The following is a 25076-nucleotide window of genomic DNA, read 5'->3' as shown; positions in this document are numbered from 1 at the left end:
CCATCATTTTGCCGTTTCATACCTCTTCAGCAGGGCGGGCAGGCGCTTGGCGCCGGTCTGGCCCAGCCAGTCCCACATGGCGTCGATCTCGGCGCGGTGCGCGCCGTAGTAGGTCTTGTTGACCATCAGCCAGAGCGAGCGGGTGCGGAAGGGCCGCTCCAGGCGGGCCAGTTTGCCGCCGTATTCCTTGGCCAGCAACGCGTCCAGGTCGCCCGGTGCGTTCAGCGAGACGGCGACCGCGTCCACGCGGTCCAGCTTGAGCTTGTCGAAGTTGCGGCGGCTATTGGCGGCGCCGTCGTCGATCCGCATGCCGGCTTGGCGCAACTCGGCGGCGTAGGAGACGCCGTGCGTGACGCCGACCCGGCGTCCGCGCAGGAACGCGACCGCGTCCCTGTCGCCCGCCGCGCGGTCGGCGGCGCGCACATACACCATGATGAATTGCGGCACGCCGCGGCTGGCATCGGGCTTGCCCCGGCCGTCGACCGGGTAGACGACTTGCGGCAGCTCTGCCGGCGGCGTGGTCAGCGCGACGGCGTCGATCTCCCCGGCGTTGAGCGTCAACAGCAGCCTGGCCGTCGGCAGGCGCACCAGTTCAACGGCGCAGCCGGAGGCCGCCGCCATTTCCCGCAGCAAATCGATGGTCGCCCCCGGCGCCCTGGGGACGGTGTCCGTGCCCAGATAGTAGGGCGGCGCGTTTTGCGAAGTGTAGCCGATGCGCAGCGTGCAGGCGTCGGCGCCGGCGGCCAGCAACAACAAGAGCAGGGGAGCATGGCGCATCGTCATTAATTCATAAAATGTGAATGATTTGTTGTTGTTGAACGTATTGTTGACGGTAAGTGTAAATCATATAGTGATCACGTCAACCAACCACTTTCAGGAGCAGATCATGAACTTCACTAAAATCATCGCCGCAACCACACTGGCCCTGGCGACCGGCATGGCCGCCGCCGCCCCGGCCGGCTTTACCGACCAGTATGCGCAAGTCAACGGCGTCAAGCTGCACTACCAGATCGGCGGCAAGGGCAGCCCGGTCGTGCTGCTGCACGGCTACGGCCAGACCGGCCATATGTGGGGCCCGGCGATGGCCGAACTGGTCAAGAACCACACCGTCATCGTACCCGACCTGCGCGGCGCCGGCGATTCCGAAAAACCGGCGGGCGGCTACGACAAGAAAACCATGGCCGTCGATATCCATGAACTGGTCAAGGGCATCAGCAAGGAGCCGGCCGCCGTCGTCGGCCACGACATCGGCCTGATGGTCGCCTACGGCTACGCCGCCCAGTTCCCGGCCGACACCAGCCGCGTGGTGTTCATGGACGCCTTCGTGCCCGGCATCGGCGACTGGCGCAACGCCTTCCCGGCCAAGGCCGTGTGGCACTTCCACTTCTACGGCGAGACCCCGCTGGCGCTGGTCCAGGGACGCGAGCGCATCTACTTCGAACACTTTTGGAACGACTTCTCGGCCGATAAAACCAAATCGGTCAAGGAAGCGGACCGTAAGCTGTACGCGGCGGCCTATGCGCAACCGGGCGGCATGCGCGCCGGCTTCGCCTACTTCAGCGACTTCGAACGCGACGCCGCCGACTTCGGCCCGATGTCGCAGACCAAGCTGGCGATGCCGGTGCTGACGCTGGCCGGCGAGTACTCGGCCGGCGATTTCCTCGGCAAGCAAATCAGCTCGGCCGCCGTCAATGTGCAGAGCACCATCATCAAGGGCTCGGGCCACTGGCTGATCGACGAAGCGCCGGAACAAGTGGTGCCGGCGCTGGTGCAATTCCTGAACTAATGTAATGAGTTTGTAATGTTGGCGTCATCTTTGGGTCAGGGATGGATTTCTATACTGGAGCCATCACTCACTCAAAGGACGTCATCATGAAAAAACTGCTGCTTGCCGGCGTGGTCGCCACGCTGTTCTCCGGTTTCGCTTCGGCTGCCGCCACCAACGTCGTGCTGGTGCACGGCGCCTACGCCGACGGCTCCGGCTGGAACGATGTCATCGCCCGCCTGCAACAGGCCGGCATGCATGTCACCTCGGTGCAAAATCCCCTGACTTCATTGGCTGACGATGCCGACGCCACGCGCCGCGTCCTGGCGCTGCAGGACGGCCCGACCGTCTTGGTGGGCCATTCGTGGGCCGGCACGGTGATCAGCGAAACCGGCACCGATCCGAAAGTCGGCGCGCTGGTCTACGTGGCCGCGCGCGCGCCGGATGCGGGTGAGGATTACGGTGCGCTGGCCGCCACCTTCGCGGCGCCGCCCGCCATGGCGGGCCTGGTCAAGTCGCCGGACGGTTTTGCGCAACTGAGCGAAGCGGCCTTCGTGCGTGACTTCGCCGGCGATATCGATCCGGCCAGGGCGCGCGTGCTGTACGCAGGGCAGGGACGCATCTCGCAGAAGCTGTTCAGCGCCCGTACGACCCAGGCGGCGTGGAAGGTCAAGCCGACCTACTACGCGGTGTCGGCCAACGACCGCACCACGTCGCCTGAGCTGGAGCGCTTCCTGGCCAAGCGCATGGGCGCGAAGACCATCGAACTGCAGTCCAGCCACCTGTCGATGATCTCGCATCCAGACGAGATTGCGAACCTGATCCTTGAGGCGGCAGCGGCGGTGAAGTAATACTGGAGAACAGCCCCGTCCTCAGGCGCGCAGCGCGCGGGGCGGGGTGTCTTTCGGGAGCCCCCCCATGCCTACTCCTCAACCACCTCTTCAGTTTCCCATCCGCGTGCCCTCCGATGTGCTGGAAGCGCTCGGCGAATTCACCGGCCATTTCTGGTCGGACTCGCTCTCGCTGGAGCCGTTCATCTGCGATGCGATCCGCGCCTATATGAAACCAACTCCGGCAGTCCAGCAGCAGCCGGCGGCGCCATCCGAGGCGGGATACCAATGGAAGGAGCTGTTTCTGCCAGAAGGAACCAGGCTGCGCGCGAGCTTCGGCCAGAAGCACTATTTCGCCGTGGTGAAAGGAGGGGAAATCAAATACGGCGAGCACGCTTTGTCGCCGTCATGCTTTGCGAACCTGCAGGGCCGCGGCAACCGCAATGCCTGGAAAGCCATCTGGCTGCGCCTTCCAGGCAGTGATCAATGGCTGCTTGCCGATGTTTGCCGGTCAGCGCGGAAAGCTGCAATAGCGCGTCTGCTCTAAGGCGACGCACAGGGGGACAACCAGCCATCCCGGGCGGCGCCCGACAGTCTTTTTTACATTGCGCTGACCAGCACCGCTGTATCGGCGGCGGCCTCGCGCACCATGATGCGATCCGCCGTGAAGGCCGCATCGCTTGCCGCGGCCGTGCGCACCGGGCCGATCATCGTGCCGTTGGCCATGCCCTTGGCGTCGGTGCGGAAGCTGCCCACGGGCGCGGACTGGCTGCTGACGTAGATGTTGTAGACGGTGTCCGGCTTGAGCTTGTACAGGAAGGCCTCCATCGCATCCACCACGCCGAGGTTGCGCACCACGACAAAGCCCTTGGCCTCGCCGCTGACCGCTTTCAATTGAATGTTGTGCGCATCCTGGTTCACGCGCGGCACCAGATTGGCATGGTCGCCAGCCGACGCCGCCACCTTCGACAAATACACCAGCGCCTGTGGCGCCTGTCCACCCGGCATGGAGGCGACGATCTTGTTGGTGACCGGGTCGATCACCTGTACGCCATCGCCGTTTTCCAGCCCCACGTAAATGCGGCTGCTGTCGTCCGAGGTCCAGATACCATGCGGCAGCGCGCCGGTGGAGATCGTCGCCAGCAGCTTTGCTTCCTTGCCGGTGCTGTAGACCTTGACGAGATTCTCGCCGCCGACCGTCACATAGGCCCGTACCTCGTCGCCCACCTTGGCAAACGCCAGGTGATTGGTGATGAAGCCGGTGTCGATCACGCCAGTCACCTCCAGGGTGGATGTGCTGATGCGCGTGACCTTGCCGACATCCTTGTGCGTCATCCACATCTCGCTGAAGTCCGGCGTAAATTGCAGGAAGGGCGAGAACGGACTGACGACGCTGATGCGCTTGACGATTTCATGCGACGCCACATCGATCACGTCCACCGTCGGCGTGAAGCTCGACACCGCGAACGCCAGCTTGCCGTTTGGATGGAACTGCACCATGCCCGGCCCCAGGTCGGTCTGGATGCGGCGCGTCTCCCTGAACGTCACCGGATCGATGACCGAGATATAGTCCTCGCCGCGCACCACCACCCAGACCTCCTTGCCGTCGGCGCTGAAGAAGCCCTCGTGCGGCGAGCGGCCCACATAGGTCTTGCCTTTGACCTTGTTGGTCGCGGTATCGATGAAGGTCACCGAGTTGGAACCGTTGGAGATGGCGATCAGCGTCTTGTGGTCCGGCGAGTATCCCAGTCCGTGCACATTGATCTCGCCGCGATACAGTGGCGACAGCACGTCCGGGCGGGCGTTGCCCAGCTTGATCTGTCCCAGCAGCGTATTGCTGGCCGGGTTGAATACGGAGATGGTATTGGTGTTCTGGTCCGCCGTATAAACGCGGTCCAGCGGCGATGGCGCGGCGCCGGCGGATGCCGATAGCAGCGTGCCGATCGCAAGCGAGGCGATGGTCTTCATTGTGGAATCTCCTTGTTGTGGTGTTGCAGCCAGGCCTGCATGACCTTGATCTCGTTCTGCTGCTCGGCGATGATGCCGAGCGCCAGATTGCGGATTTCCGGATCCTGGGTGTAGAGCAGCACGGCCTTGGCCATGTCGACCGCGCCCTGGTGGTGCGGCATCATCATGGTCACGAAATCATGCTCGCTGACGCCGTTCATCGGCGCCTGCCTCATGCCGTCGTCCATGACGGCCATGGCGTCGTCCATCAGCGCACCGAAGGGCTTTGCGGTGCTGGCGACGAACACCGGCGGCGCGGCCGCCGCCGGGCCGCCATGGTGGTGTTCCTGGGCGCTGGCCGACAGCGCGGCCAGCGACAGGGTGCAGCTGACGGCGAAGCGCATGGCTGTCATCCTCATGGCCGCCATCCGATCAACCGCGATACAGCGGGTTGGCGCCGACGTACACGATCACTTTGCCGGCATCGACGCCTTCCGGAGCGATTTTCGACAGCTCGAACGCACTTTCGCCGCGCAGCGTGTCAAAATGCCAGGTGAAGCTCTTGCCGTCGACGTTGAATTCCACGGTGTCGCCGTTGTCGACGTTGACCCATTTGGCATCGGGCTTGATGACGACGTGGCGGTCGGCGTTGGCGGCGCTGGTGGCCATGCCGAATTCCTTGGTGTTGACGGCGGCGTAGGCGCCGCTGGCGGTGCCGGCGATGGCGGCGACGATGATGGCGGTGCGGATGGCTTTGAACATGGTGTTTCCTTTCAGTGGTGTGTGATGATGGAGCCAGTCTAGAGGGCCGGCACTGACAGGAAGATGACGTCCAAATGACAGATTTGTAATCCAAGCGGGCCCGCAAAAGGCCGACAATTGCGGCATCTGGAGAACATCATGAAAATTCTGGTTGTAGAAGACGAGCCCAAGGCGGGCGATTATCTGGTCAAGGGCCTGCAGGAATCCGGCTACGTGGCGGACCTGGCGCGCAACGGCGTCGACGGCCTGGCGCTGGCGCTGGAGCACGACTACGAGTTGATCGTGCTGGACGTGATGCTGCCGCAGATGGACGGCTGGTCGGTGCTGGCCAGGCTGCGCGAGCGCAAGCACACGCCGGTGCTGTTCCTGACCGCGCGCGACGACGTGTCCGACCGCGTCAAGGGCCTGGAGCTGGGCGCCGACGACTACCTGGTCAAGCCCTTCGCCTTCGCCGAACTGCTGGCCCGCATCAAGACGCTGATGCGGCGCGGCCCGGTGCGCGAGGCGGAAGTGATACGCCTGGGCGACCTGGAGATCGACGTGCTGCGCCGCCGGGTCTCGCGCCAGTCCCACCGCATCGAGCTGACCGCCAAGGAGTTCGCGCTGCTGCACCTGCTGGCCAAGCGCCAGGGCGAAGTGCTGTCGCGCACGCAGATCGCCTCGATGGTGTGGGACATGAACTTCGATTCCGACACCAACGTGGTCGACGTCGCGATCCGCCGCCTGCGCGCCAAGGTCGACGATCCCTACGCCGTCAAGCTGATACAGACCGTGCGCGGCATGGGTTACCTGCTGGAAGAGCGTCCGTGATGGGCAAGCTGCGGCCGCTCTCGCTGACGCTGCGCGTGGCGCTGCTGCTGTCGGCGGTCGCGGTGGTGATCTTCCTGGCGATCGGCGCCTACCTTTACCACACGCTGGCGCGGCAGATGTCCTACCGCGACGACGTCGAGCTGATCAACAAGGTGATGCAGATCCGCCGCATCCTCGGCGAGCTGCCGTCGCCGCAGGCGATCGTCAAGGACGCCCGTCCGCTGACCGACACGCTGCTCGGCCACGACGACTTCATGCTGAAGGTGACGGCGCCGGACGGCCGGCAGCTGCTGCGGACCTCGCCCACCTCGCGCCCGCTGCCGCATGTGGACAGCGTGCCGCCGCAGCGCGCGCTGACCCTGGACGACGTGCACGACTGGGTGCCGGCGATGGGCAGCGGCCGCATGGTCAGCGCGGTCGGGCTGGTGGGCGCGGAGACCGGCAACGGCGCCGGCGAACCGGTGCAGATCACGCTGGCGCGCGAACGGTCGGACCGCCTGAAGATGTTGCGCGGCTATGCGATCGACCTGCTGCTGGCGCTGTGCGGCGGCGCCGTGCTGGCCACTCTGCTGGGCTATGTGGTGGTACGCCGCAGCATGCGCCAGCTGCGCTCCGTGATCGGCAAGGCCAACGACATCAGCGCCAGCCGCCTCAATACCCGTTTGTCGCTGCAGGACGCGCCGGTGGAGCTGCGCGAGATGGGGGCCGCCTTCAACGCCATGCTGGACCGGCTGGAAGACGGCGTGCAGCGCCTGTCCGGCTTTGCGGCCGACCTGGCGCACGACCTGCGCACGCCGGTCAACACGCTGATGGTGGAGACGCAGGTGGCGCTGGCGCGCCCGCGCACGGTGGAGGAGTACCAGGCGCTGCTGGCCTCCAACTCGGAGGAATACGAGCGCCTGGCGCGCATGATCGAGAACACGCTGTTCCTGGCGCGGGTCGACAACGCCCAGCTGGCGCTCAAGCGCGAGACGCTGGACCTGCGCGCCGAACTGCAGCGCATCCACGACTACTTCGACATCCTGGCCGAGGATCTCGGCGTGCGCTTCACGGTGGCGTCGCCGCCGCTGCAGGCGTGGATCGATCCGGTGCTGCTGCAGCGCGCGGTCAACAACCTGGTCTCGAACGCGCTGCGCCACACGCCGGCCGGCGGTGCGGTCCAGCTGTCCGCGCGCGAGGTCAAGGACGACGGCGAGGAAGGCATCGAGCTGGCCGTCAGCAACACCGGCCCCGGCATCGCGCCGCAACATTTGCCGCACATCTTCGACCGCTACTACCGCGCCGACGCGGCCCGCTCCGACCACGCCCACTCGGCCGGCCTCGGCCTGTCCATCGTCCGCGCCATCATGGAGTTGCATGGGGGTAATATCCGGGTGCAAAGCGAGGCGGGCGCAAGCACCGTATTTTTCCTGCTGTTTAAAAAAGATAAAAATACTTGAAAAACCGTGTCGATTTCAGGAGTGCTGCTTCGTCGTCGGGGTAGAGTGACGATTCACTCGGCCCACCCCACACAAAGGAGATCATCATGGATGCAAAAGTAGATGCGGTTCCGAAAGACATGCACACCGTCACCCCGCACCTGGTATGCGAAGGCGCGGCGGACGCCATCGAGTTCTATAAGAAAGCCTTCAACGCCACCGAGTTGATGCGCCTGCCCGGCCCCAACGGCCGCGTCATGCACGCCGCCATCAAGATCGGCGATTCCACCATCATGCTGGCGGACGACTTCCCCGAATACGGCGGCCTCGGTCCCAAGGCGCTGAAGGGCAGCCCGGTCACGCTGCACCTGTACACGCCGGACGTGGACGCGTCCTTCAAGCAGGCGGTCGACGCCGGCGCCACCGTCAAGATGGCGGTGGCCGACATGTTCTGGGGCGACCGCTACGGCCAGGTCACCGATCCCTTCGGCCACCACTGGTCGCTGGCCACCCACATCAAGGACGTGACGCCGGAGGAAATGGACGCGGCGATGAAACAGCAAATGCCCGAGTGCCAATAAGGAGACCGACATGCGTTTTATGATCATCGTAAAAGCCACCGACGATTCCGAAGCGGGCAAGATGCCGAGCACCGAGCTGCTGACGGCGATGGGCAAGTTCAACGAGGAACTGGTCAACGCCGGCGTGCTGCTGGCGGGCGAGGGCCTGCATCCCAGCTCCAGGGGCGCGCGCATCCGCTATGACGGCGCCAGGCGCACCGTCATCGACGGCCCGTTCGCCGAGACCAAGGAGCTGATCGCCGGCTTCTGGCTGATCCAGGTCAAGTCCAGGGAAGAAGCCATCGAGTGGATGAAGCGCTGCCCGAATCCCTTCGACGGCCCGTCCGAGATCGAGATCCGCCAGGTGTTCGAGATGGAGGATTTCGGCGAGGTCGCCACGCCGGAGCTGGTCGCGCAGGAAGAAGCCTTGCGCGCCCGGATGGGATCCTGATACCTTAGCGTTAAATTCGTACAGGAGCATGCAATGGAATTCATGGTACTGCGCCGCGCCAACCAGAGCACGGAACGAGGAATCCAGCCGCCGGCGCTGGAGCCGGGCACTTTTCTGCGTCCCAGCGCGGAAGCGGTGCGGCTGCTGCGGCGCGACGGCGTCTGGAGCGAAGTCAAAGGCCCGTTCCCGCCCAAGGAGCTGATCGCCGGCTTCACGCTGATCGAGGCGGAGTCGCGAGAGGACTGCATCGAGCAGGTGCGCTGGTGGCCCCTGTTCGACAGCGGCGCAGTCTATGAAATCCGCGACGCCGGTTGTCCCGGCAATTGCGTGGGCTTCGATGAACGCGGCACGGCGGCCGGCACCATCCCGCAGCGCGATGAAGCATTGACGCGCTACGTGGTCTTCATCCGCTCCGACGCCGGCGCCGAGGCCGACCTGGTGCCGCCGCCGGAAGTGATCGACGTCATGAACGCCACCAACGAAGCGGGCGTGCAGCAGGGCGTGCTGCTGGCCGGCGAGGGCCTCAAGGCCAGCGCCTCGGCCGCCCGCGTGCACTATGCGAACGCAAAGACCTCGGTGGTGGACGGTCCGTTCACGGAAGTGAAGGAACTGATCGCCGGCTACTGGATGCTGCAGGCGGCCTCGCGCGACGCCGCCATCGCCTGGGCCAAGAGCTATCCCTACCCGCATCCCGGCGACCTGACGCTGGAGCTCCGCGAAGCGTGCGAGCGCATCGCGCACCAGGAATTTACGCCGGAAATGCGCGCCGCCGAAGAGCGCCTGCGCGCCGAACTGCTGGAGGCGGGCCTGCGCAACGCCTTCAGCAAGGCAGCCCGTGGCGGCTAGCGTCCACAAGATCGTCGAGGCGGTATGGCGGATGGAGTCCGCCAAGATCATCGCCGTGCTGGCGCGCATGCTGCGCGACGTCGGCCAGGCCGAAGAGCTGGCGCAGGACGCGCTGGTGCTGGCGCTGGAGCGCTGGCCCGAAGCCGGCGTGCCCGAGCAGCCGGCCGCCTGGCTGACGGCGGTGGCCAAGAACCGCGCGCTGGACCTGCTGCGCCGGCGCCAGCTGCATCGCGAAAAAGAACCGCAGCTGACCTACGAGATCGAGGAACAGCTGCAGGACGCCGCCCCCAATCTCGACGCGGCGGTGGCCGACGCGCTGGAAAACGACATCGGCGACGACCTGCTGCGGCTGGTGTTCGTCGCCTGCCACCCGGTGCTGCCGACCGACGGCCGCGTGGCGCTGACGCTGCGCCTGCTGGGCGGCCTGAGCACCGAGGAAATCGCCCGCGCCTTCCTGGTGCCGGAAGCGACGGTGGCGCAGCGCATCGTGCGCGCCAAGCGCACGCTGGCCGAAGCCAGGGTGCCGTTCGAAGCGCCGCGCGCGCACGAGCTGGTCGGGCGGCTGGCGTCGGTGCTGCAGGTGATCTACCTGATCTACAACGAAGGCTATTCCGCCAGCGCCGGGGCCGACTGGATGCGGCCGGCGCTGTGCGAGGAGGCGCTGCGGCTGGGCCGCATCCTGGCCGAGCTGGCGCCGGACGAGGCGGAAGTGCACGGCCTGGTGGCGCTGATGGAGATCCAGTCGTCGCGCGCCCGCGCCCGCGTCGGCCCCAAGGGCGAGCCGATCCTGCTGCTGGAGCAGGACCGCGCGCGCTGGGACCAGATGCTGATACGGCGCGGCCTGTCCGCGCTGGCGCGCGCCGAGCGCACCGGGCGCGGACTCGGCCCGTATGGCGTGCAGGCGGCGATCGCGGCCTGCCACGCGCGGGCGCGACTGGCGTCGGACACGGACTGGCAGCGCATCGCCGCGCTGTACGACGCCTTGTCGCAGCTGGCGCCGTCGCCGGTGGTGGAGTTGAACCGCGCGGTGGCCCTGTCGATGGCCTTCGGCCCGGCGGCGGGACTGGAAGTGGTGGATGGCTTGCTGGACGCGCCGGCGCTCAGGCACTATCACCTGCTGCCCAGCGTGCGCGGCGACCTGCTGGCCAAGCTCGGACGGCACGCCGAAGCGCGCCGCGAATTCGAACGCGCCGCGGCGCTGACGCAGAACCAACGCGAACGCCAGCTGCTGCTCGCCCGCGCGGCGGCATGAAAGGCGGGGTCAGTTCCGCCTTAGGTGTTGCTCTGGAACCAGGCCAGCGCGTCTTCCCACAGCGGCTGCGCCTTGGCCTTGAAGTAGCCCATGTGGCCGATGGCGCCCAGGCCGGAACGCTGCGAGTCGATGGTGACGGCGGTGACGCGGGCGTTGCGGTAGCCGGCCATGAAGGCGTCGCGCGAGGCGGGGCGGGCCCACAGGTCGTCCAGCGTGTTGACCGCCACCACCGGCATGCGCACCCGGTCGTAGCTGCCGCGGATGCCGCGCATGCCGGGATCGTCGAAGAAGTAGTGGGGAAAGCGGCACCAGCCCTTCCATTGGCGGTAGACGTCCAGCGGCAGGTCTTCGCCCATGCCGAGCTTGCTCCAGGCCAGGTAGCCTTTCCAGCGCGTCAGCAGCGGACCGACGATGTGCCACATGGTCCAGACCTTGACGCGCTCCAGCGGCGGCATCCAGCCGTGCCAGCCGGCGCCGGTGGCGAACAGGTAGCAGGCGGCGATCCGGTCCTGGTTGGGCAGCAGGCCCAGCGCGTGGCCGCCGTAGGAGTGGCCGATCATGAACAGCGGCAGCGCATCGCCTTTGGTCGCATCCATGTGGCCGACGGCGGCGGCCAGGTCGAGCCGGCCCCAGTCCAGGTAATCCATCTTGAAGCCCTTCAGCGTGGCCGGCTTGGACAGGCCGATGCCGCGATAGTCCAGGGTCAGCACGCGGTAGCCGCGCGCGGCGGCGAACTCGGCGAAGCGGCGGTAGTAGCCCTGCGGCACGCCGGTGGCGGGGGCGACGACCAGGTGGGCGCGCGCGGCGCCGGCGGCGGGGTATAGCGTGGCGGCGATCGGATAGCCGTCGGCCGCGTTCAGGGTCAGGCGCCGGGGGGCGTTCATGGCGGGTCTCCTTGCAGTTGCGCGCGCAGCAGCGGGAACAGCGTGGCGCTGACCAGCTCCATCGGCGCCACGCTGCCGGCCACGCGGGCTTGCAGCAGCGCGCCCTCGTAGGCGGCGACGATCAGCGCGGCCAGGCCGGCGGCGTTGGGGATCTTGCCCGAGGCTTCGAAGGCCCGCGCCAGCCGCGCGCGGATGGCGGCGAAGCCGTCCGACAGGGCGCGGCGGATATCGACGTCGTCGACGTCGGACTCCAGCGCCACCGTGGCCAGCGGGCAGCCGCGCTGGAAGGCGCTGGCGGCCAGCTGCTGCTGGGCCCTGGCGGTCCACAGCTCCAGCGCGGCCACCGGGTCGGGGGCGGCCGGCAGCAGCTTGTCGAGCAGCGCGCACAGGTCGGCCACCTGCCGCTCGATGGCGGCCACCGCCAGTTCGGATTTGCCGCCGGGGAAATGGTGGTACAGGCCGCCCTTGGGCGTGCCGGCCTCGGCCAGGATTTCGCTCAGGCCGACGCCGTGCAGGCCGCGCCGCTGCAAGGCGTCGCCCATGGCGCGGATCAGGCGGTCTCGGGTAGGTGTGGTCGTCATCGGTTAACTATACCGACCGGTCGGTCTGTACGCAAGAAAAATAAAACCCCGGCGGACCGGGGCATGGGTTGCTGTTGCTATTGCCGGCTCAGGCCAGCGTGGCTTCGAGCAGCCTCACCAGCGACTCGATGCCGTCGGCGTCGGTCTGGTCGAAACGGTTGGGCAGCGGGCTGTCGAGGTCGAACACGCCGACGATGGCGCCGTCCGGGCCGCGCACCGGCACCACCAGCTCCGAGCGCGAATTGACGTCGCAGGCGATGTGGCCGGGGAAGGCGTGCACGTCCGGCACGACGATGGACCTGCCCTCCACCACGGTGGTGCCGCAGACGCCGCGGCCCTTCTTGATGCGGATGCAGGCCGGCTTGCCCTGGAACGGTCCCAGCACCAATTCGTCGCCCTTGAGGAAGTAGAAGCCGGCCCAGTTCAGGCCCGGCATGCTGTTGAAGACCAGCGAGCTGAAATTGGCGGTGTTGGCGATCAGGTCGCGCTCGCCGTGCAGCAGGCCCTGCAGTTGCGGGCGCAGGTCGTCGTACATGGCGTTTTTGGCGGCGGGAGTGTCGGTGCCGTAGGCGGCGTCGCTGAGGGTGAAAGTCATGATGTTCTGTTCAGAAAAAGGCGCAAGGCGCGCTGAGGGCTATATGGTAGCGCATCTCGCCCATGTCAGCCCAGCGTGTCGGCCGCCAGCCGCCGCAGCAGCGCGGCGGCCGGGTGGCCGTCGGCGACGATCAGCCCCAGCCCGGCCGCCAGCTCGTCGCCCTCGGCCAGCCTGCGGTAGGCCACGCCGGCGCGGCGGATCGCGGCAAACGAGGTCGGCAGCAGCGCCAGCCCCTTGCCGGCCGCGACGTCGCTGAGCAGCACATGGTGGTCCCGCGGCTCGCGCACGAAAGCCGGCGCGAAGCCGTGCTTGCGGAACACCGCGTGACTGTGGTCGAAGAAGGCCGGCTGGCGGGCGCGCTCGAACCAGTACACCGGCTGGTCCCGCAGGTCGGCCAGCGTCAGGCCGCGGCGCCTGGCTAGCGGATGGCGGCTGGACAGCGCGACCAGCAGCGGCTGCCTGCCCAGTTGCCGCACCTCGAGCCCGAAGGTGGCGGTGGGCAGGGCGATGACCGCCGCGTCCAGCCGCCGCGCCCGTAATCCGGCCACCAGCCTTGGCGAATCGGCAAACACCAGCTCCGGCGTGCATGCGGCGTCGGCCAGCGCGCCGGTGAAGGCGCGGAACAGGTCGGACTCCATCGACGTCGTCAGGCCGAGCCGCAGGCGCAACCCGGTCTGCCGCGCCCGCAGCGCCAGCTCGGCCTCGTCCAGCAGCGCGAGGATGCGCAAGGCGCGCGGCAGCAGTTCGGCGCCGGCCGGCGTCAGCGCGACGTGCTGCGTGTCGCGCTCGAACAGGCGGACCCCGAGCCGCTCCTCCATCTGCCGCACGGCGCGGCTCAGCGGCGGCTGCGTCATGTGCAGCTGTTCGGCGGCCTGGCGGAAGTTCAGGCACTGGGCCACCGCCACGAACATCTGCAGGGCATGGGTGTCGAGTTGTCTCATGATACTGAAAAGGTATCACGATTTTGCACATTCCGCCGGCCGCCCGGCGCGCCTAGACTGGCCTGCATCAACTACCTGGGGAGCGGATCATGAAAAAAGCATCGCGTATGGGACTGGGCTGCATGGGCATGTCGGAGTTCTACGGCGCCACCGACGACGCGCAATCGCTGGCCACGCTGGAAGCGGCCTACGACAACGGCGTCACGCTGTTCGACACCGCCGACAGCTACGGCATCGGCCACAACGAAGAACTGCTGGGCCGCTTCGCGCGCGGCAAGCGCGCGCGGCTGGTGATCGCCACCAAGGCCGGCCTGGTGCGCAGCAAGGGCAGCTACGAGCGCCGCATCGACAACGCGCCGGCCTACCTGCGCGCGGCCTGCGACGCCTCGCTCAGGCGGCTGGGGGTCGAGCATATCGATTTATACTATATCCACCGTTTGAACCTGGAGCAGACCGCGCTGGAGGATGCGATGGGCGCCTTGGCCGATCTGGTTCGGCACGGCAAGATCGGCGCCATCGGCCTGTGCGAGGTGTCGCCGGCCACGCTGCGCCGCGCCGCCGCCATCCATCCGCTGGCGGCCGTGCAAAGCGAATATTCGCTATGGACGCGCGATCCGGAAGACGGCGTGCTCGCGGCCTGCCGCGACGTCGGCGCCCGTTTCCACGCCTACAGTCCGCTGGGCCGCGGCTTCCTGACCGGCAAGGTGGCGCCGCTGGAGGACGGCGATTTCCGCAAGCTCAGCCCGCGCTTCGCGGCCGCCAACGCGCAGCACAACCAGCGCATCGCCGACACCGTGCGCGGCATGGCGCTGGCGCAGGGCTGCACGCCGGCCCAGCTGGCGCTGGCCTGGCTGCTGGCGCAGGGCGACGACATCGTCCCGATTCCCGGCACCAAGCGCATCGGCTACCTGCTGGAAAACCTGGGCGCCTTGCAGGTCCGGCTGTCGGCGGCCGAACTGGCGCGTATCTCAGCCGCGCTGCCGGCCGGCATGGCGGCCGGCGCGCGCTATCCGCAGGCGGGCATGCAAGGCGTGAACGCTTGATACGCTTTGCCGAGCTCGCAACTCCGATGCACTCCTAGCGGTTTTCCGAGGCACTCCTACGATATTTGTAGGCACTCTCCGATGGCGCGCCGGAAGCTTGCGCGCTACTCTGGTGACTATGCATTTTTGACCAGGGAAGATGAAAAAATCATGCCTACCAGAAAAAAGAACGCCATCCAACCGCGTCAGGGGAAGTGCAAGACTTGCAGCGAGGCGCCGCCGCATCGTGTCGGCGGCGCCGCAGCGCCCGATATCGAGACCATGCTGATGGTGGGAACCGAGCACGTCGTCATCCACTCGGAGGAGGATGACAATATCGACTTCATGGCGGAACTGATCGACCCCTAGCGGCTGGCCTCCCTTCTACTGGAAGTGCCGCCGTCCATCGTAACCGGTACCCGGAGTCGTCCTACACCTGCTGCTGCGCGTGTCCTATATTGTGTGCCTGGGCTGTGCACTACGATGGCTGCTCCTGTGATGCAAGCAGGATCAGTGAGCGGTATTTACATCGGGAGACAATCATGGCAACCAACGACCAAGGCAGCAAGCAAGGCGGCAAGCAAGGCGAGAAATCCGGCAGTCAGCAAAGCGATACCAGCAAACGCGGCTTCGCTTCGATGGATCCGGAACAGCAGCGTGAAATCGCTGCGGAAGGCGGGCGCGCGGCACATGAAAAAGGCACGGCACACGAGTTCACCTCGGAAGAGGCACGCCGCGCCGGCAGCATGAGCCACAAGAACGATGCGCGCAGCAGCCAGAGCAGCACCGGCGGCAGCGCGTCGCGCAGCGGTGCAGGCGGCAGCAAGGGCGGCGCCCGTGACCAGGACGAGGACGAGGGCGACAGCGGCGGCGCCGGCGGCCGGGGTTCCGGTTCCCGTTCAGGCGGTTCGGGTTCCAAGTCCTGAGGCCCGGACTCCGCAGCCTGACCCGGCCGGGCGATAGCGCCCGTTAAAAAAAGATCTGCAGGCCAGCCGCCTGCGGATCTTTTTTATTTGCGCACTTCCTTGAAGTCGGCGTCGACCACGTCCTCTTGCGGCGCGGGCTCGCCCGGCGCCGTGCCGGCGCCGGATTGCGCGCTTGCATACATCTGCTCGCCCAGCTTCTGTGCCGCCGCCGACAGCGCCGCCGTCCTGGCGTCGATGTCGGCCTTGCTGTCCTGCCTGGCCGCGCTTTCCAGCGCGGCGATGGCGGCATCGATGCGCTCGCGGTCGGCGGCGGCCAGCCTGTCGCCGTGCTCCGCCAGCGTCTTGCGCGTGCCGTGGATCAGGGCGTCGGCGGCGTTGCGGCTCTCGGCCAGCGCCTTCATGCGGCGGTCGTCCTCGGCGTGGGCGGCGGCGTCCTGCACCATCTTGCGGATCTCCGCCTCGCTCAGGCCGGAGTTGGCCTTGATGGTGATTTTGTTTTCCTTGCCGGTGGCCTTGTCCTTCGCGCCCACGTGCAGGATGCCGTTGGCGTCGATGTCGAAGCTCACCTCAATCTGCGGCAGGCCGCGCGGCGCCGGCGGGATGCCGACCAGGTTGAATTCGCCCAGCAGCTTGTTGCCGCTGACGATGTCGCGCTCGCCCTGGAACACCTTGACCGTCACCGCCGGCTGGTTGTCGTCGGCGGTGGTGTAGACCTGGCTGAAGCGGGTCGGGATGGTGGTGTTCTTGGCGATCATCTTGGCCATCACGCCGCCCAGCGTTTCGATGCCCAGCGACAGCGGCGTGACATCCATCAGCAGCACGTCGGTGCGCTCGCCCGACAGCACCGAGGCCTGGATCGCCGCGCCCACCGCCACCGCCTCGTCCGGGTTGACGTCCTTGCGCGCTTCCTTGCCGAACAGCTCGCGCACGGCCTGCTGCACGCGCGGCATGCGGGTCATGCCGCCGACCAGGATCACGTCGTCGATCTGCTCCACCTTCAGGCCGGCGTCCTTGAGGGCGGTGCGGCACGGCTCGACGGTGCGGGCCACCAGGTCTTCGACCAGCGCTTCCAGCCTGGCGCGCGTCAGCTTCAGGTTCAGGTGCGCGGGCGTGCCGCCGGCCATGGCGATGTAGGGTTCGTTGATGTCGGTCTGCTGCGACGACGACAGCTCGATCTTGGCGCGCTCGGCGGCGCTCTTGATGCGCTGCAGGGCGATCGGGTCGCGGCCCAGGTCGACGCCGCTGAGCTGGCGGAATTCGCGGATGATGTGCTCGACCACGCGCTGGTCGAAGTCCTCGCCGCCGAGGAAGGTGTCGCCGTTGGTGGACAGCACCTCGAACTGCTTCTCGCCCTCGAGGTGGGCGATCTCGATGATGGAGATGTCGAAGGTGCCGCCGCCCAGGTCGTAGACGGCGATCTTGTGGTCGCCCTCGGACTTGTCCAGGCCGAAGGCCAGCGCGGCGGCGGTCGGCTCGTTGATGATGCGCTTGACCTCGAGGCCGGCGATGCGGCCGGCGTCCTTGGTGGCCTGCCGCTGGGCGTCGTTGAAGTAGGCCGGCACGGTGATGACGGCGTCGGCGACCTTGTCGCCGAGGTAGTCTTCGGCCGTCTGCTTCATCTTGCGCAGCACCTCGGCCGAGACCTGCTGCGGCGCCAGCTTGCGGCCGCGCGCCTCGATCCAGGCGTCGCCGTTGTCGGCGCGCAGGATCTGGTAGGGCATCAGGGGCAAGTCCTTCTGCACCTCGGCCTCGTCGAACTTGCGGCCGATCAGGCGCTTGACGGCGAACAGCGTGTTCTGCGGATTGGTGACGGCCTGGCGCTTGGCCGTGGCGCCGACCAGGATCTCGTTGTCCAGGTAGGCCACGATCGACGGCGTGGTGCGCGCGCCCTCCGAATTTTCAATCACCCTGGCCTGGCCGCCCTCCATGACGGCGACGCAGGAATTGGTGGTGCCCAAATCGATGCCGATGGTCTTGCCCATGATGTCCTCCTGGCGGAATGCCCCCGATGTGAGACAAGTTGCGGCGGCCTTGGTTCCGGCCGTCGCCACCGCCGTGAGCCAGATCAACGATGGCCGCGTCGCCAACGGTGCGCGCCGCGCCCTGCGGGCATACTGCGGCAAGCAGCGAGGGGCGAGAGGGGCGGGGCCAGCCATGCATGTAGTCGACATCACCATGTATTACGCGCGCCAGGGCGGCGGCATCACCACGTATCTCAACGCCAAGGCGGACTGGCTGGCGCGGCGGCGCCAGTTCCGGCACACCATCGTCAGCCCCAACGTCGCCGGCGGCGACGCGCGGGTGATCGGCCTGCCGGCCATCGCCTTGCCCGGCATCCACGGCTACCGGGTGCCGCGCGGCGTGTCCCGGCCGGCGCGCGTGCTGCGCCAGCTGCGGCCGGACCTGGTGGAGGTGGGCGACGCCGGCCCTTGCGCGTGGGCGGCGCTGCGCGCGCGCCAGCGCCTGGACATGCCGGTGGTCGGCTTCTATCATTCCGACCTGCATAGCCTGGTGGAGCACAGTCTCGGCGCGGCCGCCGCGGCGCTGGCCGCGCGCTATCTGCGCGCGCTGTACCGCCAGTTCGACCTGGTGCTGACGCCCAGCCGCATCATGCAGGCGCGGCTGGCGGCGCTGGGCGTGGCCGGCGCCGTGGTGCAGCCGCTGGGCGCCGACTGCGCGGTGTTCAGCCCGGCGCGGCGCGACCCGGCGTTGCGGCGCAAGCTGGGCTTGCCGCCCGATGCGCGGCTGCTGGTGTATGCCGGACGGTTCACGCCGCAAAAGAAGCTCGCCCTGCTGGCCGGCGCGCTGGCCCGGCTGGGGCGGCCCTACCACCTGCTGCTGATCGGCAGCGGCACGGCGCCGCCGCGTTCGCCGCACATGACGGTGCTGCCGTTCCAGGGCGACCAGCGGATCTTGGCGCGCCTGCTCGCCAGCTGCGACGTGCTGGTGCATCCGGGCGATATGGAAACCTTCGGCCTGATCGCGATTGAGGCGATGGCCTGCGGCTTGCCGGTGCTGGGGACGGGCGGCGCGGTGGCGGAGCTGGTCGATACGGAGACCGGATTGCTGGTCCGCCCGGACAGCGTCGACAGTTTGTGCGAGGGCATCGACGCGCTGTTCAGGCGCGATTTGAACGCCCTCGGCGGCAACGCCCGCCGCAAGGCGCAGGATTTGTACGACTGGAACCGCGTCATGCCGCAGCTGCTGCGGCGCTATCAGGGTTTGCTGGCGGCGTGGCCGCGCGCGGTGGAAAGAGGGTATGGCCTGGTCCGCGAGTGAGATCAAGGCCGTCTGCGTCTCCATTCACGATGTGGCGCCGGCCACGTGGCCGGCGTGCCTGCGGCTGCTGCAGGCGGTGCGGCAGGTGGCGGACATTCCGGTCACGCTGCTGGTGGTGCCGCGCTATCACGGCGCCGCCACCCGCCATGCCGGCTATGAAGCCATGCTGGGCGCCTTGCTGGCGCAGGGACACGAGCTGGCGCTGCATGGCTACCGCCATCTCGACCGGGCGCCGCCGGCGCGCGGCTTGCGCGGTTTGCCCGGGCGCTATTGGCGTGAAGTGTTTACGACGGGCGAAGGAGAGTTTGCCGCGATCGATGCGGTGCGCGCGCGGCGGTTGCTGGCGCTGGGGCTGGCGTGGTTCGCCGCGCGCGGCTGGCCGGTCAGCGGCTTTGTGGCGCCGGCCTGGCTGCTGGGCGCCGGCGCCTGGCAAGCCTTGCAGCAAGAAGCGGCGTTTTCCTATACGACGACGCTGACGCATTTTCATCTGCTGCCGGCGCGGCGCGCGCTGTTCTCCCCCAGCCTGGTCTATACCGCGCGCAATCGCGGCGGCCGCTGCCTGTCGCCGCCGGCGGTGACGGCGCTGGCCGGCTGCCTGGCGCCGGCGCCGCTGGTACGCCTGGGCCTGCACCCGCGCGATGCGGAGTTTCCCCGGCTGGTGCTGCACGCGCAGCGCGTGCTCGGGACCTTGCTGGAGCGGCGGCAAGCGCTGACCAAGGCGGCCTTCGCCCGCCGCCTGCCACCGCCTTAGAGGCAGATGGTGACGTGGGCGCCCATCGGCATCTGCGCGCGTCCCGTCACCGCCGCCTTGGCGAAATGGAACAGCTGCTTCATCTTGCTGGCGCCGGCGTCCCAGTATTCGGCCGACTCTATTTTGAGCCGTATCATCGCCAGGTGCGGATCGTCCAGTCCGCCGGGGAACCAGGCCCGCACCAGCGGGCTCCATAGCTCGCGCGCCTTGGCGCGGTCGCGCAGCAGGTAGGCGCGGCCGGTCACGGACAGGTAAAGGTCGTGCTCGGGATTGGAAAAGCTGACGTTGACCTCGGGATGCCGTTGCAGGTCGTGCGTGAAGGGCGCGTCGTCCGAGGTGAAGAACCACATATTGCCTTCGGTGTCGATCTGCTGGCTGGTCAGCGGGCGGCTGGTCAGTATGTGCTCATCGTCGGTGGTGGTGAACATGCCGAAGCGCACATCCTTGATCTTGGCGGCGATGGTGTTGATTTGTTCCTGCGAATACAGCGGCATGATGCGCCTCCATGATGGAAGTGGGAAGATGGCCCCACCATAGCGCTCGCGTCCGCCGCACTCTGTACGCAAGCCCACCTTGGCTTTACATAATAGATACACAAGGCTGGTTGACTTCGCAAATGATAATCATTATCATTTGTGTCTTTGCGCGGTGCAAACGGCCGGCGCTTATTCATCGAAGGAAGTCAATTGAGCGTACAAAACGCCAGCGCCGCACGCAATGCCAGCCGCGCCGTGTGGCTGAAGCAGCTGCACCAGTGGCACTGGATCAGTTCGGCGCTATGCCTGCTCGGGATGTTCTTGTTCAGCATTACCGGCATCACGCTGAACCATGCGTCGCAGATCGAGGCCAAGCCGGTCATCGTGCGCCGGCAGGCGCAATTGCCGGCGCCGCTGACGGCGCAGCTGCGGACCTACGCCGCCGGCCATGACGGCGCCAAGGAACCGCTGCCGGCCGCCGTCGAGCAATGGCTGCTCGCCACCTGGAAGGTGCAGGCCGGCGGCCGCGCCGCCGAATGGGCCAGCGACGAAGTCTACCTGCCGATGGCCAAGGCCGGCGGCGACGCCTGGGTGCGCATCGCGCTGGACGATGGCGCGGCCGAATTCGAGAACACCGACCGCGGCTGGATCTCCTGGCTCAACGACGTCCACAAGGGCCGCAACACCGGCGCGGCCTGGAACTGGTTCATCGATATTTTCGCCGGCCTGTGCCTGGTGTTTTGCATCACCGGATTATTGATCTTGAAGTTCCACGCGACTAACCGGCCGTTCACCTGGCCGATGGTGGGCTTGGGTATTTTGGTTCCGTTTGTCATTGCTCTGCTGTTTATTCATTAATCTCACGACAGGTACTCCATGAAATTACGCTACTCCATCGCGCTGAGTCTGCCACTGGCCAGCGCCTCGGCCATGGGCGCCGATCTGGCCCTCAAACTCGACGTGCCGCAGCTGAACGTGGCCGAATACCACCGCCCCTACATCGCCGCCTGGCTGGAAAACGCCGACCAGAAAGTGGTGGCCAACCTGGCCGTGCTGTACGACGTCAAGAAGAAGGACAACGCCGGCACCAAGTGGCTCAAGGACATGCGCCAGTGGTGGCGCAAGACCGGCCGCGACGTGGCGCTGCCGCTCGACGGCGTCAGCGGCGCGACCAAGGCGCCGGGCGAGGCCACGCTGAGCATCCCGAAAGGCGCGCTGGACAAGCTGCCGGCCGGCCAGTACACGCTGCTGGTGGAAGCGGCGCGCGAAGCGGGCGGCCGTGAAGTCGTCAAGCTGCCGCTGCAGTGGCCGCCGAAGTCGGCGCAGAACGTGACCGGCCAGGGCAAGGAAGAACTGGGCGCCGTGGTTGTACAACTCAAACCGTAAGGCGGAGACATGTTGAACTTGAATCATAAAATAAATAAGTCATGGATGGCGGCGGCGCTGGCCGGCCTGTCGCTGGTGTCGTTCAGCGCGCACGCGCACAAGCCGTGGCTGCTGCCATCGTCCAGCCAGGTCGAAGGCAAGGAAGCCTGGGTCACCGTGGACGCGGCGATCTCGGAAGGCCTGTTCGACATCGATCACCAGCCGCTCAAGCTGGACGGCATCGTGGTCACCGGCCCGGACGGCGGCAAGCTGGAACTGCAGAACGTCAACAACGGCAAGCTGCGCAACACCTTCGACCTGAAGCTGCCGAAGCCGGGCACCTACAAGATCGAGCTGGTGTCGCAGAGCGTGTTCGGCAGCTACAAGAGCAAGGAGGGCGAGACCAAGCGCTTCCGCGGCAGCGAGGCCACGCTGGCCAAGGACGTGCCGGCCGACGCGACCGAGGTGAAACTGTCGCGCACGCAGAGCCGCCTGGAGACCTTCGTCTCGACCGGCGAGCCGGACATGGCGGTGTTCAAGCCGACCGGCGTGGGCCTGGAACTGGTGCCGGTCACCAATCCGACCGAGCTGCGCGCCGGCGAGAAAGTCACCTGGCGTTTCCTGCTGGACGGCAAGCCGGCCGCCAACCAGGGCGTCAGCCTGATCCCGGGCGGCGTGCGTTATCGCGGCACGCTGGGCGAGATCCGCAAGAACACCGACGCCAAGGGTGAGCTGACGATCGAACTGCCGGCGGCGGGCATGTACATGGTCAGCAGCAGCTGGCCGGCCGCCGCGCCGCAAGTGCCGGGCCAGCCGCCGCAGATGGCGCCGCGCCGCGCCACCTATGCGGCGGTGGTAGAAATCCTGCCGGAATAAGGCAGGCATGCGCCGGGTACTCCTGCCTCACGCTATTTCCGAAGACCCGGCGCCGGCAGGCGGTGCGATGCGCGATTTTGCGGGTCGCAGCATGGGCACCAGCTGGTCGGTGCGGCTGGTGGCCGCGCCGGGCGAGGCCTTGCCGGATCTCCAGCAGGGGCTGCAGCAACAGCTCGACGCCATCGTGGCCGAGATGAGCCACTGGGAAGCCGATTCCGACCTGGGCCGCTTCAACCGCGCCGGCGCCGGCAGCTGGCAAGTCTTGCCGCCGGCTTGCTTCGATGTGCTGTCGTATGCGCTGGGCGTCGCGCGCGACTCCGCCGGCGCCTACGATCCCTGCGCCGGCACGCTGGTCAACCTGTGGGGCTTCGGTCCGCACGGGCGTTTCGACCAGCCCGGTTTTGCTCCCCCCGCAGCCCACCGGATCGCCGAGGCGCGCGCGCACCTGGCCGCGCAGCCGGTGGTGCTGGAGCAGGGCAGCCGCCGGGCCTTGCAGCCGGGCGGCGTGCAGCTGGATCTGTCGGCGGTGGCCAAGGGTTACAGCGTCGACCGGCTGGCTTACTATTTAAAAACACAGGGCGTGCGGCACTACCTGGTCGAGGTCGGCGGCGAGCTGCGCGGCGCCGGCTTCAAGCCGGACGGCCAGCCGTGGTGGGTGGCGCTGGAGCAGGTGGGCGATGCCGCGGCCCAGCCGGACGAACTGGTGCTGGCGCTGCACGGCCTGGCCGTCGCCACCTCGGGCGACTACCGCCGCTATTTCCAGCTGGACGGCCGACGCTATTCGCACACCATCGACCCGCGCAGCGGCATGCCGATCGCCAACGATCTGGCTTCGGTCACCGTGGTCCACGCGCAATGCATGGCGGCCGACGCCTGGTCGACCGCGCTGACCGTGCTGGGCTGCGAGCAGGGCTTGCGCCTGGCCGAGCGCCAGGGACTGGCGGCGCGCTTCGTCGTCCGCAACGCCGACGGCGGCTTCACCGAACACATGAGTAGCCATTTACGCGGCATGCTGGACGAATGATCTGGACCAACGACCCTACCCGATTAATGCTGGTGGCCGGCTTTAGCGCCAGCTATGCGCTGGTCTGCCTGGCGTCCTATCTGCGCACGCGCCGCAAGCGCCTGGCCGCGCGGCGGGCCAAGGCGGCAGCGGCGGCCTCGCCCGGCTGGATCATCGCCTACGCCAGCCAGACCGGCAACGCCGAGGCGCTGGCGGGGCAAACGCTGGCCACCTTGAAGCTGGCCGGCATACCCGCGCAGCTGAGCGAATTATCCGATCTACAGGGCGCGGACCTGCAGCGCGCCGAGCGCATGCTGTTCCTGGTCAGCACCTATGGCGAGGGCGATGCGCCCGACGCCGCCGCCGCCTTTGCCGGCCGCCTGATGACGCAAGGCCTGGCGCTGCCGCGGCTGCACTACGCGGTGCTGGCGCTGGGCGACAGCGCCTACACGCAGTATTGCGGCTTCGGCCGCGCGCTGGACCAGTGGCTGCAGGCGCAAGGGGCGCAAAGCCTGTTCCCGCGCATCGAAGTCAACCGCAGCTCGGCCGACGCGATCGCGCACTGGCGCCAGCAACTCAGCCACCTGGCCGGCACCAGCGACGCGCCGGACTGGAGCGCGCCGGCCTTCGACAACTGGCGCCTGGCCGTGCGCGTGCAGCTCAACCCGGGCAGCGCCGGCGCGCCGGTCTACCACCTGGAGCTGGAGCCGCAGGACGGCGAACCGCCGGCCTGGGAATCCGGCGACCTGGTGCAGATCGCCGCGCCGGCCGACCCGTCGCGCCCGCGCGAATACTCGATCGCCTCGATCCCGGCCGACGGCCGCGTGCACCTGCTGGTGCGCCTGCACAGCCATGACGACGGCAGCTGGGGCCTCGCCTCCGGTTGGCTGACGCAGCAGGCGCGCATCGGCCAGGCCATCCAGCTGCGGCTGCGCCAGCATCGCCGCTTCCGCCTGGAAGACAATGTGCAGCGGCCGCTGATCCTGATCGGCAACGGCAGCGGCATCGCCGGGCTGCGCGGCCACCTGAAGGCGCGTGCGCTGGCCGGGCAGGGCCGCAACTGGCTGTTGTTCGGCGAACGCAACCATGCGCACGATTTCCACTACCGCGACGAGCTGGAAGCGCTGCGGCAGGCGGGCCGGCTGGAGATCGACCAGGCCTGGTCGCGCGACGGCGGCGCGGCGCGCTATGTGCAGGACCTGCTGCCGGCCCGGGCCGGCAAATTGCGGGCCTGGGTGGCGCAGGGCGCCGCCATCTATGTTTGCGGCAGCCTGGACGGCATGGCGGCCGGGGTGGATCTGGCGCTGGCGGACATACTGGGGCGCGATCAACTGGACCGTCTGGTAACCGAAAATCGCTATCAACGTGATGTTTATTGACACACTACGACACACTGGAAATACATGGATGTGGTAATAATGCCACGGTCGCATATGGTGAAAATGCGTTTTGGCGATACAAAATTTTTTTTCATCAACAATATTCTAAATAATCAATATTTTTGATCGCTTTATTTTGTTCTTGTACAGAAATCCCGAAAAACAGCCACACTTTGTTACAGGGGCGTTACATAATTGTCGGCTGATGAGCAAGGATAGCCTCCGTTCCTCGTCGCTTAGCCTGATCCTGTAATGTCCTGCGTCGTGGCCGGTTGGCCAGATCCGCGTTAGGCCTGCCCGGGCCGCCAAAGCGCGAAGATGCGTTCTCCTTGTTCATGTTGTTTATATAACCACATT

Annotated in this window: 29 protein-coding genes; 19 read left to right on the top strand and 10 right to left on the bottom strand. The window is 67.2% G+C overall.

Annotation, left to right across the window (positions count from 1 at the left end; translation table 11 throughout):
* Nucleotides 1-3: 3 nt before the first annotated feature.
* The gene (locus ACEN9F_RS10570; RefSeq protein WP_413419977.1) at nt 4-777 is read right to left on the bottom strand and encodes a substrate-binding periplasmic protein; all 774 of its coding nucleotides are present in this window, start codon (nt 775-777) and stop codon (nt 4-6) included.
* A gap of 109 nt (nt 778-886) precedes the next feature.
* Between ACEN9F_RS10570 and ACEN9F_RS10565 the strand changes: the two genes are divergently transcribed.
* The 3 genes from ACEN9F_RS10565 (at nt 887) to ACEN9F_RS10555 (ending at nt 3142) form a co-directional block, all read left to right on the top strand.
* The gene (locus tag ACEN9F_RS10565) at nt 887-1786 is read left to right on the top strand and encodes an alpha/beta fold hydrolase (RefSeq protein WP_413419976.1); all 900 of its coding nucleotides are present in this window, start codon (nt 887-889) and stop codon (nt 1784-1786) included.
* 86 nt (nt 1787-1872) lie between these two features.
* Complete coding sequence (locus tag ACEN9F_RS10560) at nt 1873-2616, top strand: alpha/beta fold hydrolase (RefSeq protein ID WP_413419975.1); 744 nt, start codon at nt 1873-1875, stop codon at nt 2614-2616.
* Nucleotides 2617-2683: 67 nt separating this feature from the next.
* Nucleotides 2684-3142, top strand: coding sequence for a hypothetical protein (locus ACEN9F_RS10555; protein WP_413419974.1), 459 nt, complete (start codon nt 2684-2686; stop codon nt 3140-3142).
* A 53-nt stretch (nt 3143-3195) separates the two neighbouring features.
* Here the strand turns inward: ACEN9F_RS10555 and ACEN9F_RS10550 are convergent, their stop codons facing one another.
* The 3 genes from ACEN9F_RS10550 to ACEN9F_RS10540 are packed head-to-tail and all read right to left on the bottom strand — an operon-like array spanning nt 3196 to nt 5304.
* Nucleotides 3196-4563 carry a YncE family protein gene (locus tag ACEN9F_RS10550; protein ID WP_413419973.1) on the bottom strand — a complete coding sequence of 456 codons (1368 nt, stop codon included), beginning with the start codon at nt 4561-4563 and terminating at the stop codon, nt 3196-3198.
* Nucleotides 4560-4961, bottom strand: a complete 402-nt coding sequence (locus ACEN9F_RS10545) for a DUF305 domain-containing protein (RefSeq protein ID WP_413419972.1) — start codon at nt 4959-4961, stop codon at nt 4560-4562. The genes ACEN9F_RS10550 and ACEN9F_RS10545 overlap by 4 nt, the downstream gene beginning before the upstream one ends.
* 13 nt (nt 4962-4974) lie before the next feature.
* A complete protein-coding gene (locus ACEN9F_RS10540) occupies nt 4975-5304 on the bottom strand; it encodes a CzcE family metal-binding protein (RefSeq protein ID WP_413419971.1) in 330 nt (109 codons plus the stop codon).
* A 138-nt stretch (nt 5305-5442) separates the two neighbouring features.
* On the opposite strand from ACEN9F_RS10540, the gene ACEN9F_RS10535 reads away from it, so the two are divergent.
* From ACEN9F_RS10535 to ACEN9F_RS10510, 6 genes are all read left to right on the top strand, one after another.
* Complete coding sequence (locus ACEN9F_RS10535; RefSeq protein ID WP_413419970.1) at nt 5443-6114, top strand: heavy metal response regulator transcription factor; 672 nt, start codon at nt 5443-5445, stop codon at nt 6112-6114.
* Nucleotides 6114-7553, top strand: a complete 1440-nt coding sequence (locus ACEN9F_RS10530) for a heavy metal sensor histidine kinase (protein ID WP_413427029.1) — start codon at nt 6114-6116, stop codon at nt 7551-7553. The genes ACEN9F_RS10535 and ACEN9F_RS10530 overlap by 1 nt, the downstream gene beginning before the upstream one ends.
* A gap of 86 nt (nt 7554-7639) precedes the next feature.
* The gene (locus ACEN9F_RS10525; protein WP_413419969.1) at nt 7640-8113 is read left to right on the top strand and encodes a VOC family protein; all 474 of its coding nucleotides are present in this window, start codon (nt 7640-7642) and stop codon (nt 8111-8113) included.
* Nucleotides 8114-8123: 10 nt separating this feature from the next.
* On the top strand, nt 8124-8543 hold the full coding sequence (locus ACEN9F_RS10520) for a YciI family protein (RefSeq protein WP_413419968.1): 420 nt from the start codon (nt 8124-8126) through the stop codon (nt 8541-8543).
* A gap of 33 nt (nt 8544-8576) precedes the next feature.
* A complete protein-coding gene (locus ACEN9F_RS10515; protein ID WP_413419967.1) occupies nt 8577-9389 on the top strand; it encodes a YciI family protein in 813 nt (270 codons plus the stop codon).
* Nucleotides 9390-9420: 31 nt separating this feature from the next.
* Complete coding sequence (locus tag ACEN9F_RS10510; RefSeq protein ID WP_413427027.1) at nt 9421-10641, top strand: RNA polymerase sigma factor; 1221 nt, start codon at nt 9421-9423, stop codon at nt 10639-10641.
* A 20-nt stretch (nt 10642-10661) separates the two neighbouring features.
* Here the strand turns inward: ACEN9F_RS10510 and ACEN9F_RS10505 are convergent, their stop codons facing one another.
* From ACEN9F_RS10505 to ACEN9F_RS10490, 4 genes are all read right to left on the bottom strand, one after another.
* Complete coding sequence (locus ACEN9F_RS10505; protein WP_413419966.1) at nt 10662-11525, bottom strand: alpha/beta fold hydrolase; 864 nt, start codon at nt 11523-11525, stop codon at nt 10662-10664.
* Nucleotides 11522-12106, bottom strand: a complete 585-nt coding sequence (locus ACEN9F_RS10500) for a TetR/AcrR family transcriptional regulator (RefSeq protein ID WP_413419965.1) — start codon at nt 12104-12106, stop codon at nt 11522-11524. The genes ACEN9F_RS10505 and ACEN9F_RS10500 overlap by 4 nt, the downstream gene beginning before the upstream one ends.
* Before the next feature lie 88 nt (nt 12107-12194).
* Nucleotides 12195-12701, bottom strand: a complete 507-nt coding sequence (locus tag ACEN9F_RS10495) for a GAF domain-containing protein (RefSeq protein ID WP_413419964.1) — start codon at nt 12699-12701, stop codon at nt 12195-12197.
* A gap of 65 nt (nt 12702-12766) precedes the next feature.
* The gene (locus tag ACEN9F_RS10490) at nt 12767-13642 is read right to left on the bottom strand and encodes a LysR substrate-binding domain-containing protein (RefSeq protein WP_413419963.1); all 876 of its coding nucleotides are present in this window, start codon (nt 13640-13642) and stop codon (nt 12767-12769) included.
* A gap of 89 nt (nt 13643-13731) precedes the next feature.
* On the opposite strand from ACEN9F_RS10490, the gene ACEN9F_RS10485 reads away from it, so the two are divergent.
* From ACEN9F_RS10485 to ACEN9F_RS10475, 3 genes are all read left to right on the top strand, one after another.
* On the top strand, nt 13732-14685 hold the full coding sequence (locus tag ACEN9F_RS10485) for an aldo/keto reductase (protein ID WP_413419962.1): 954 nt from the start codon (nt 13732-13734) through the stop codon (nt 14683-14685).
* Between the two features lie 150 nt (nt 14686-14835).
* Nucleotides 14836-15033 (top strand): hypothetical protein, encoded by a 198-nt coding sequence (locus ACEN9F_RS10480; protein WP_413419961.1) that lies wholly within the window; start codon nt 14836-14838, stop codon nt 15031-15033.
* A gap of 173 nt (nt 15034-15206) precedes the next feature.
* Nucleotides 15207-15590, top strand: coding sequence for a KGG domain-containing protein (locus ACEN9F_RS10475; protein ID WP_413419960.1), 384 nt, complete (start codon nt 15207-15209; stop codon nt 15588-15590).
* Nucleotides 15591-15673: 83 nt separating this feature from the next.
* Here the strand turns inward: ACEN9F_RS10475 and dnaK are convergent, their stop codons facing one another.
* Nucleotides 15674-17572, bottom strand: coding sequence for a molecular chaperone DnaK (gene dnaK, locus ACEN9F_RS10470; protein ID WP_413419959.1), 1899 nt, complete (start codon nt 17570-17572; stop codon nt 15674-15676).
* Nucleotides 17573-17600: 28 nt separating this feature from the next.
* On the opposite strand from dnaK, the gene ACEN9F_RS10465 reads away from it, so the two are divergent.
* Complete coding sequence (locus ACEN9F_RS10465; RefSeq protein ID WP_413419958.1) at nt 17601-18869, top strand: glycosyltransferase; 1269 nt, start codon at nt 17601-17603, stop codon at nt 18867-18869.
* Complete coding sequence (locus ACEN9F_RS10460) at nt 18850-19620, top strand: DUF2334 domain-containing protein (protein ID WP_413419957.1); 771 nt, start codon at nt 18850-18852, stop codon at nt 19618-19620. The genes ACEN9F_RS10465 and ACEN9F_RS10460 overlap by 20 nt, the downstream gene beginning before the upstream one ends.
* Here ACEN9F_RS10460 and ACEN9F_RS10455 read toward each other — a convergent pair.
* A complete protein-coding gene (locus ACEN9F_RS10455; RefSeq protein WP_413419956.1) occupies nt 19617-20114 on the bottom strand; it encodes a pyridoxamine 5'-phosphate oxidase family protein in 498 nt (165 codons plus the stop codon). The genes ACEN9F_RS10460 and ACEN9F_RS10455 overlap by 4 nt on opposite strands.
* Nucleotides 20115-20306: 192 nt before the next feature.
* On the opposite strand from ACEN9F_RS10455, the gene ACEN9F_RS10450 reads away from it, so the two are divergent.
* Genes ACEN9F_RS10450 through ACEN9F_RS10430 form a run of 5 tightly spaced genes read left to right on the top strand, consistent with a single transcriptional unit; the run spans nt 20307 to nt 24719 of the window.
* Complete coding sequence (locus tag ACEN9F_RS10450; RefSeq protein WP_413419955.1) at nt 20307-20954, top strand: PepSY-associated TM helix domain-containing protein; 648 nt, start codon at nt 20307-20309, stop codon at nt 20952-20954.
* An 18-nt stretch (nt 20955-20972) separates the two neighbouring features.
* The gene (locus ACEN9F_RS10445) at nt 20973-21482 is read left to right on the top strand and encodes a DUF2271 domain-containing protein (protein WP_413419954.1); all 510 of its coding nucleotides are present in this window, start codon (nt 20973-20975) and stop codon (nt 21480-21482) included.
* Between the two features lie 9 nt (nt 21483-21491).
* Nucleotides 21492-22337 carry a DUF4198 domain-containing protein gene (locus tag ACEN9F_RS10440; RefSeq protein WP_413419953.1) on the top strand — a complete coding sequence of 282 codons (846 nt, stop codon included), beginning with the start codon at nt 21492-21494 and terminating at the stop codon, nt 22335-22337.
* Between the two features lie 7 nt (nt 22338-22344).
* Complete coding sequence (locus tag ACEN9F_RS10435) at nt 22345-23361, top strand: FAD:protein FMN transferase (protein WP_413419952.1); 1017 nt, start codon at nt 22345-22347, stop codon at nt 23359-23361.
* Complete coding sequence (locus ACEN9F_RS10430) at nt 23358-24719, top strand: sulfite reductase subunit alpha (protein ID WP_413419951.1); 1362 nt, start codon at nt 23358-23360, stop codon at nt 24717-24719. Before ACEN9F_RS10435 ends, ACEN9F_RS10430 begins: the two co-directional genes overlap by 4 nt.
* Nucleotides 24720-25076 lie beyond the last annotated feature (357 nt).

This window comes from Duganella sp. CT11-25 (genome assembly GCF_047302815.1).
Lineage (GTDB): Bacteria > Pseudomonadota > Gammaproteobacteria > Burkholderiales > Burkholderiaceae_D > Rugamonas.
Note: the sequence above shows the minus strand (reverse complement) of the source record. Positions and strands in the feature narration are given on the sequence as shown.

Bases quoted from the DNA above. Each gene is read 5' to 3' on its own strand.
- ACEN9F_RS10570 (WP_413419977.1), bottom strand. From the start codon at position 777: ATGCGCCATGCTCCCCTGCTCTTGTTGTTGCTGGCCGCCGGCGCCGAC.
- ACEN9F_RS10565 (WP_413419976.1), top strand. From the start codon at position 887: ATGAACTTCACTAAAATCATCGCCGCAACCACACTGGCCCTGGCGACC.
- ACEN9F_RS10560 (WP_413419975.1), top strand. From the start codon at position 1,873: ATGAAAAAACTGCTGCTTGCCGGCGTGGTCGCCACGCTGTTCTCCGGT.
- ACEN9F_RS10555 (WP_413419974.1), top strand. From the start codon at position 2,684: ATGCCTACTCCTCAACCACCTCTTCAGTTTCCCATCCGCGTGCCCTCC.
- ACEN9F_RS10550 (WP_413419973.1), bottom strand. From the start codon at position 4,563: ATGAAGACCATCGCCTCGCTTGCGATCGGCACGCTGCTATCGGCATCC.
- ACEN9F_RS10545 (WP_413419972.1), bottom strand. From the start codon at position 4,961: ATGAGGATGACAGCCATGCGCTTCGCCGTCAGCTGCACCCTGTCGCTG.
- ACEN9F_RS10540 (WP_413419971.1), bottom strand. From the start codon at position 5,304: ATGTTCAAAGCCATCCGCACCGCCATCATCGTCGCCGCCATCGCCGGC.
- ACEN9F_RS10535 (WP_413419970.1), top strand. From the start codon at position 5,443: ATGAAAATTCTGGTTGTAGAAGACGAGCCCAAGGCGGGCGATTATCTG.
- ACEN9F_RS10530 (WP_413427029.1), top strand. From the start codon at position 6,114: ATGGGCAAGCTGCGGCCGCTCTCGCTGACGCTGCGCGTGGCGCTGCTG.
- ACEN9F_RS10525 (WP_413419969.1), top strand. From the start codon at position 7,640: ATGGATGCAAAAGTAGATGCGGTTCCGAAAGACATGCACACCGTCACC.
- ACEN9F_RS10520 (WP_413419968.1), top strand. From the start codon at position 8,124: ATGCGTTTTATGATCATCGTAAAAGCCACCGACGATTCCGAAGCGGGC.
- ACEN9F_RS10515 (WP_413419967.1), top strand. From the start codon at position 8,577: ATGGAATTCATGGTACTGCGCCGCGCCAACCAGAGCACGGAACGAGGA.
- ACEN9F_RS10510 (WP_413427027.1), top strand. From the start codon at position 9,421: ATGGAGTCCGCCAAGATCATCGCCGTGCTGGCGCGCATGCTGCGCGAC.
- ACEN9F_RS10505 (WP_413419966.1), bottom strand. From the start codon at position 11,525: ATGAACGCCCCCCGGCGCCTGACCCTGAACGCGGCCGACGGCTATCCG.
- ACEN9F_RS10500 (WP_413419965.1), bottom strand. From the start codon at position 12,106: ATGACGACCACACCTACCCGAGACCGCCTGATCCGCGCCATGGGCGAC.
- ACEN9F_RS10495 (WP_413419964.1), bottom strand. From the start codon at position 12,701: ATGACTTTCACCCTCAGCGACGCCGCCTACGGCACCGACACTCCCGCC.
- ACEN9F_RS10490 (WP_413419963.1), bottom strand. From the start codon at position 13,642: ATGAGACAACTCGACACCCATGCCCTGCAGATGTTCGTGGCGGTGGCC.
- ACEN9F_RS10485 (WP_413419962.1), top strand. From the start codon at position 13,732: ATGAAAAAAGCATCGCGTATGGGACTGGGCTGCATGGGCATGTCGGAG.
- ACEN9F_RS10480 (WP_413419961.1), top strand. From the start codon at position 14,836: ATGCCTACCAGAAAAAAGAACGCCATCCAACCGCGTCAGGGGAAGTGC.
- ACEN9F_RS10475 (WP_413419960.1), top strand. From the start codon at position 15,207: ATGGCAACCAACGACCAAGGCAGCAAGCAAGGCGGCAAGCAAGGCGAG.
- dnaK (WP_413419959.1), bottom strand. From the start codon at position 17,572: ATGGGCAAGACCATCGGCATCGATTTGGGCACCACCAATTCCTGCGTC.
- ACEN9F_RS10460 (WP_413419957.1), top strand. From the start codon at position 18,850: ATGGCCTGGTCCGCGAGTGAGATCAAGGCCGTCTGCGTCTCCATTCAC.
- ACEN9F_RS10455 (WP_413419956.1), bottom strand. From the start codon at position 20,114: ATGCCGCTGTATTCGCAGGAACAAATCAACACCATCGCCGCCAAGATC.
- ACEN9F_RS10445 (WP_413419954.1), top strand. From the start codon at position 20,973: ATGAAATTACGCTACTCCATCGCGCTGAGTCTGCCACTGGCCAGCGCC.
- ACEN9F_RS10440 (WP_413419953.1), top strand. From the start codon at position 21,492: ATGTTGAACTTGAATCATAAAATAAATAAGTCATGGATGGCGGCGGCG.
- ACEN9F_RS10435 (WP_413419952.1), top strand. From the start codon at position 22,345: ATGCGCCGGGTACTCCTGCCTCACGCTATTTCCGAAGACCCGGCGCCG.
- ACEN9F_RS10430 (WP_413419951.1), top strand. From the start codon at position 23,358: ATGATCTGGACCAACGACCCTACCCGATTAATGCTGGTGGCCGGCTTT.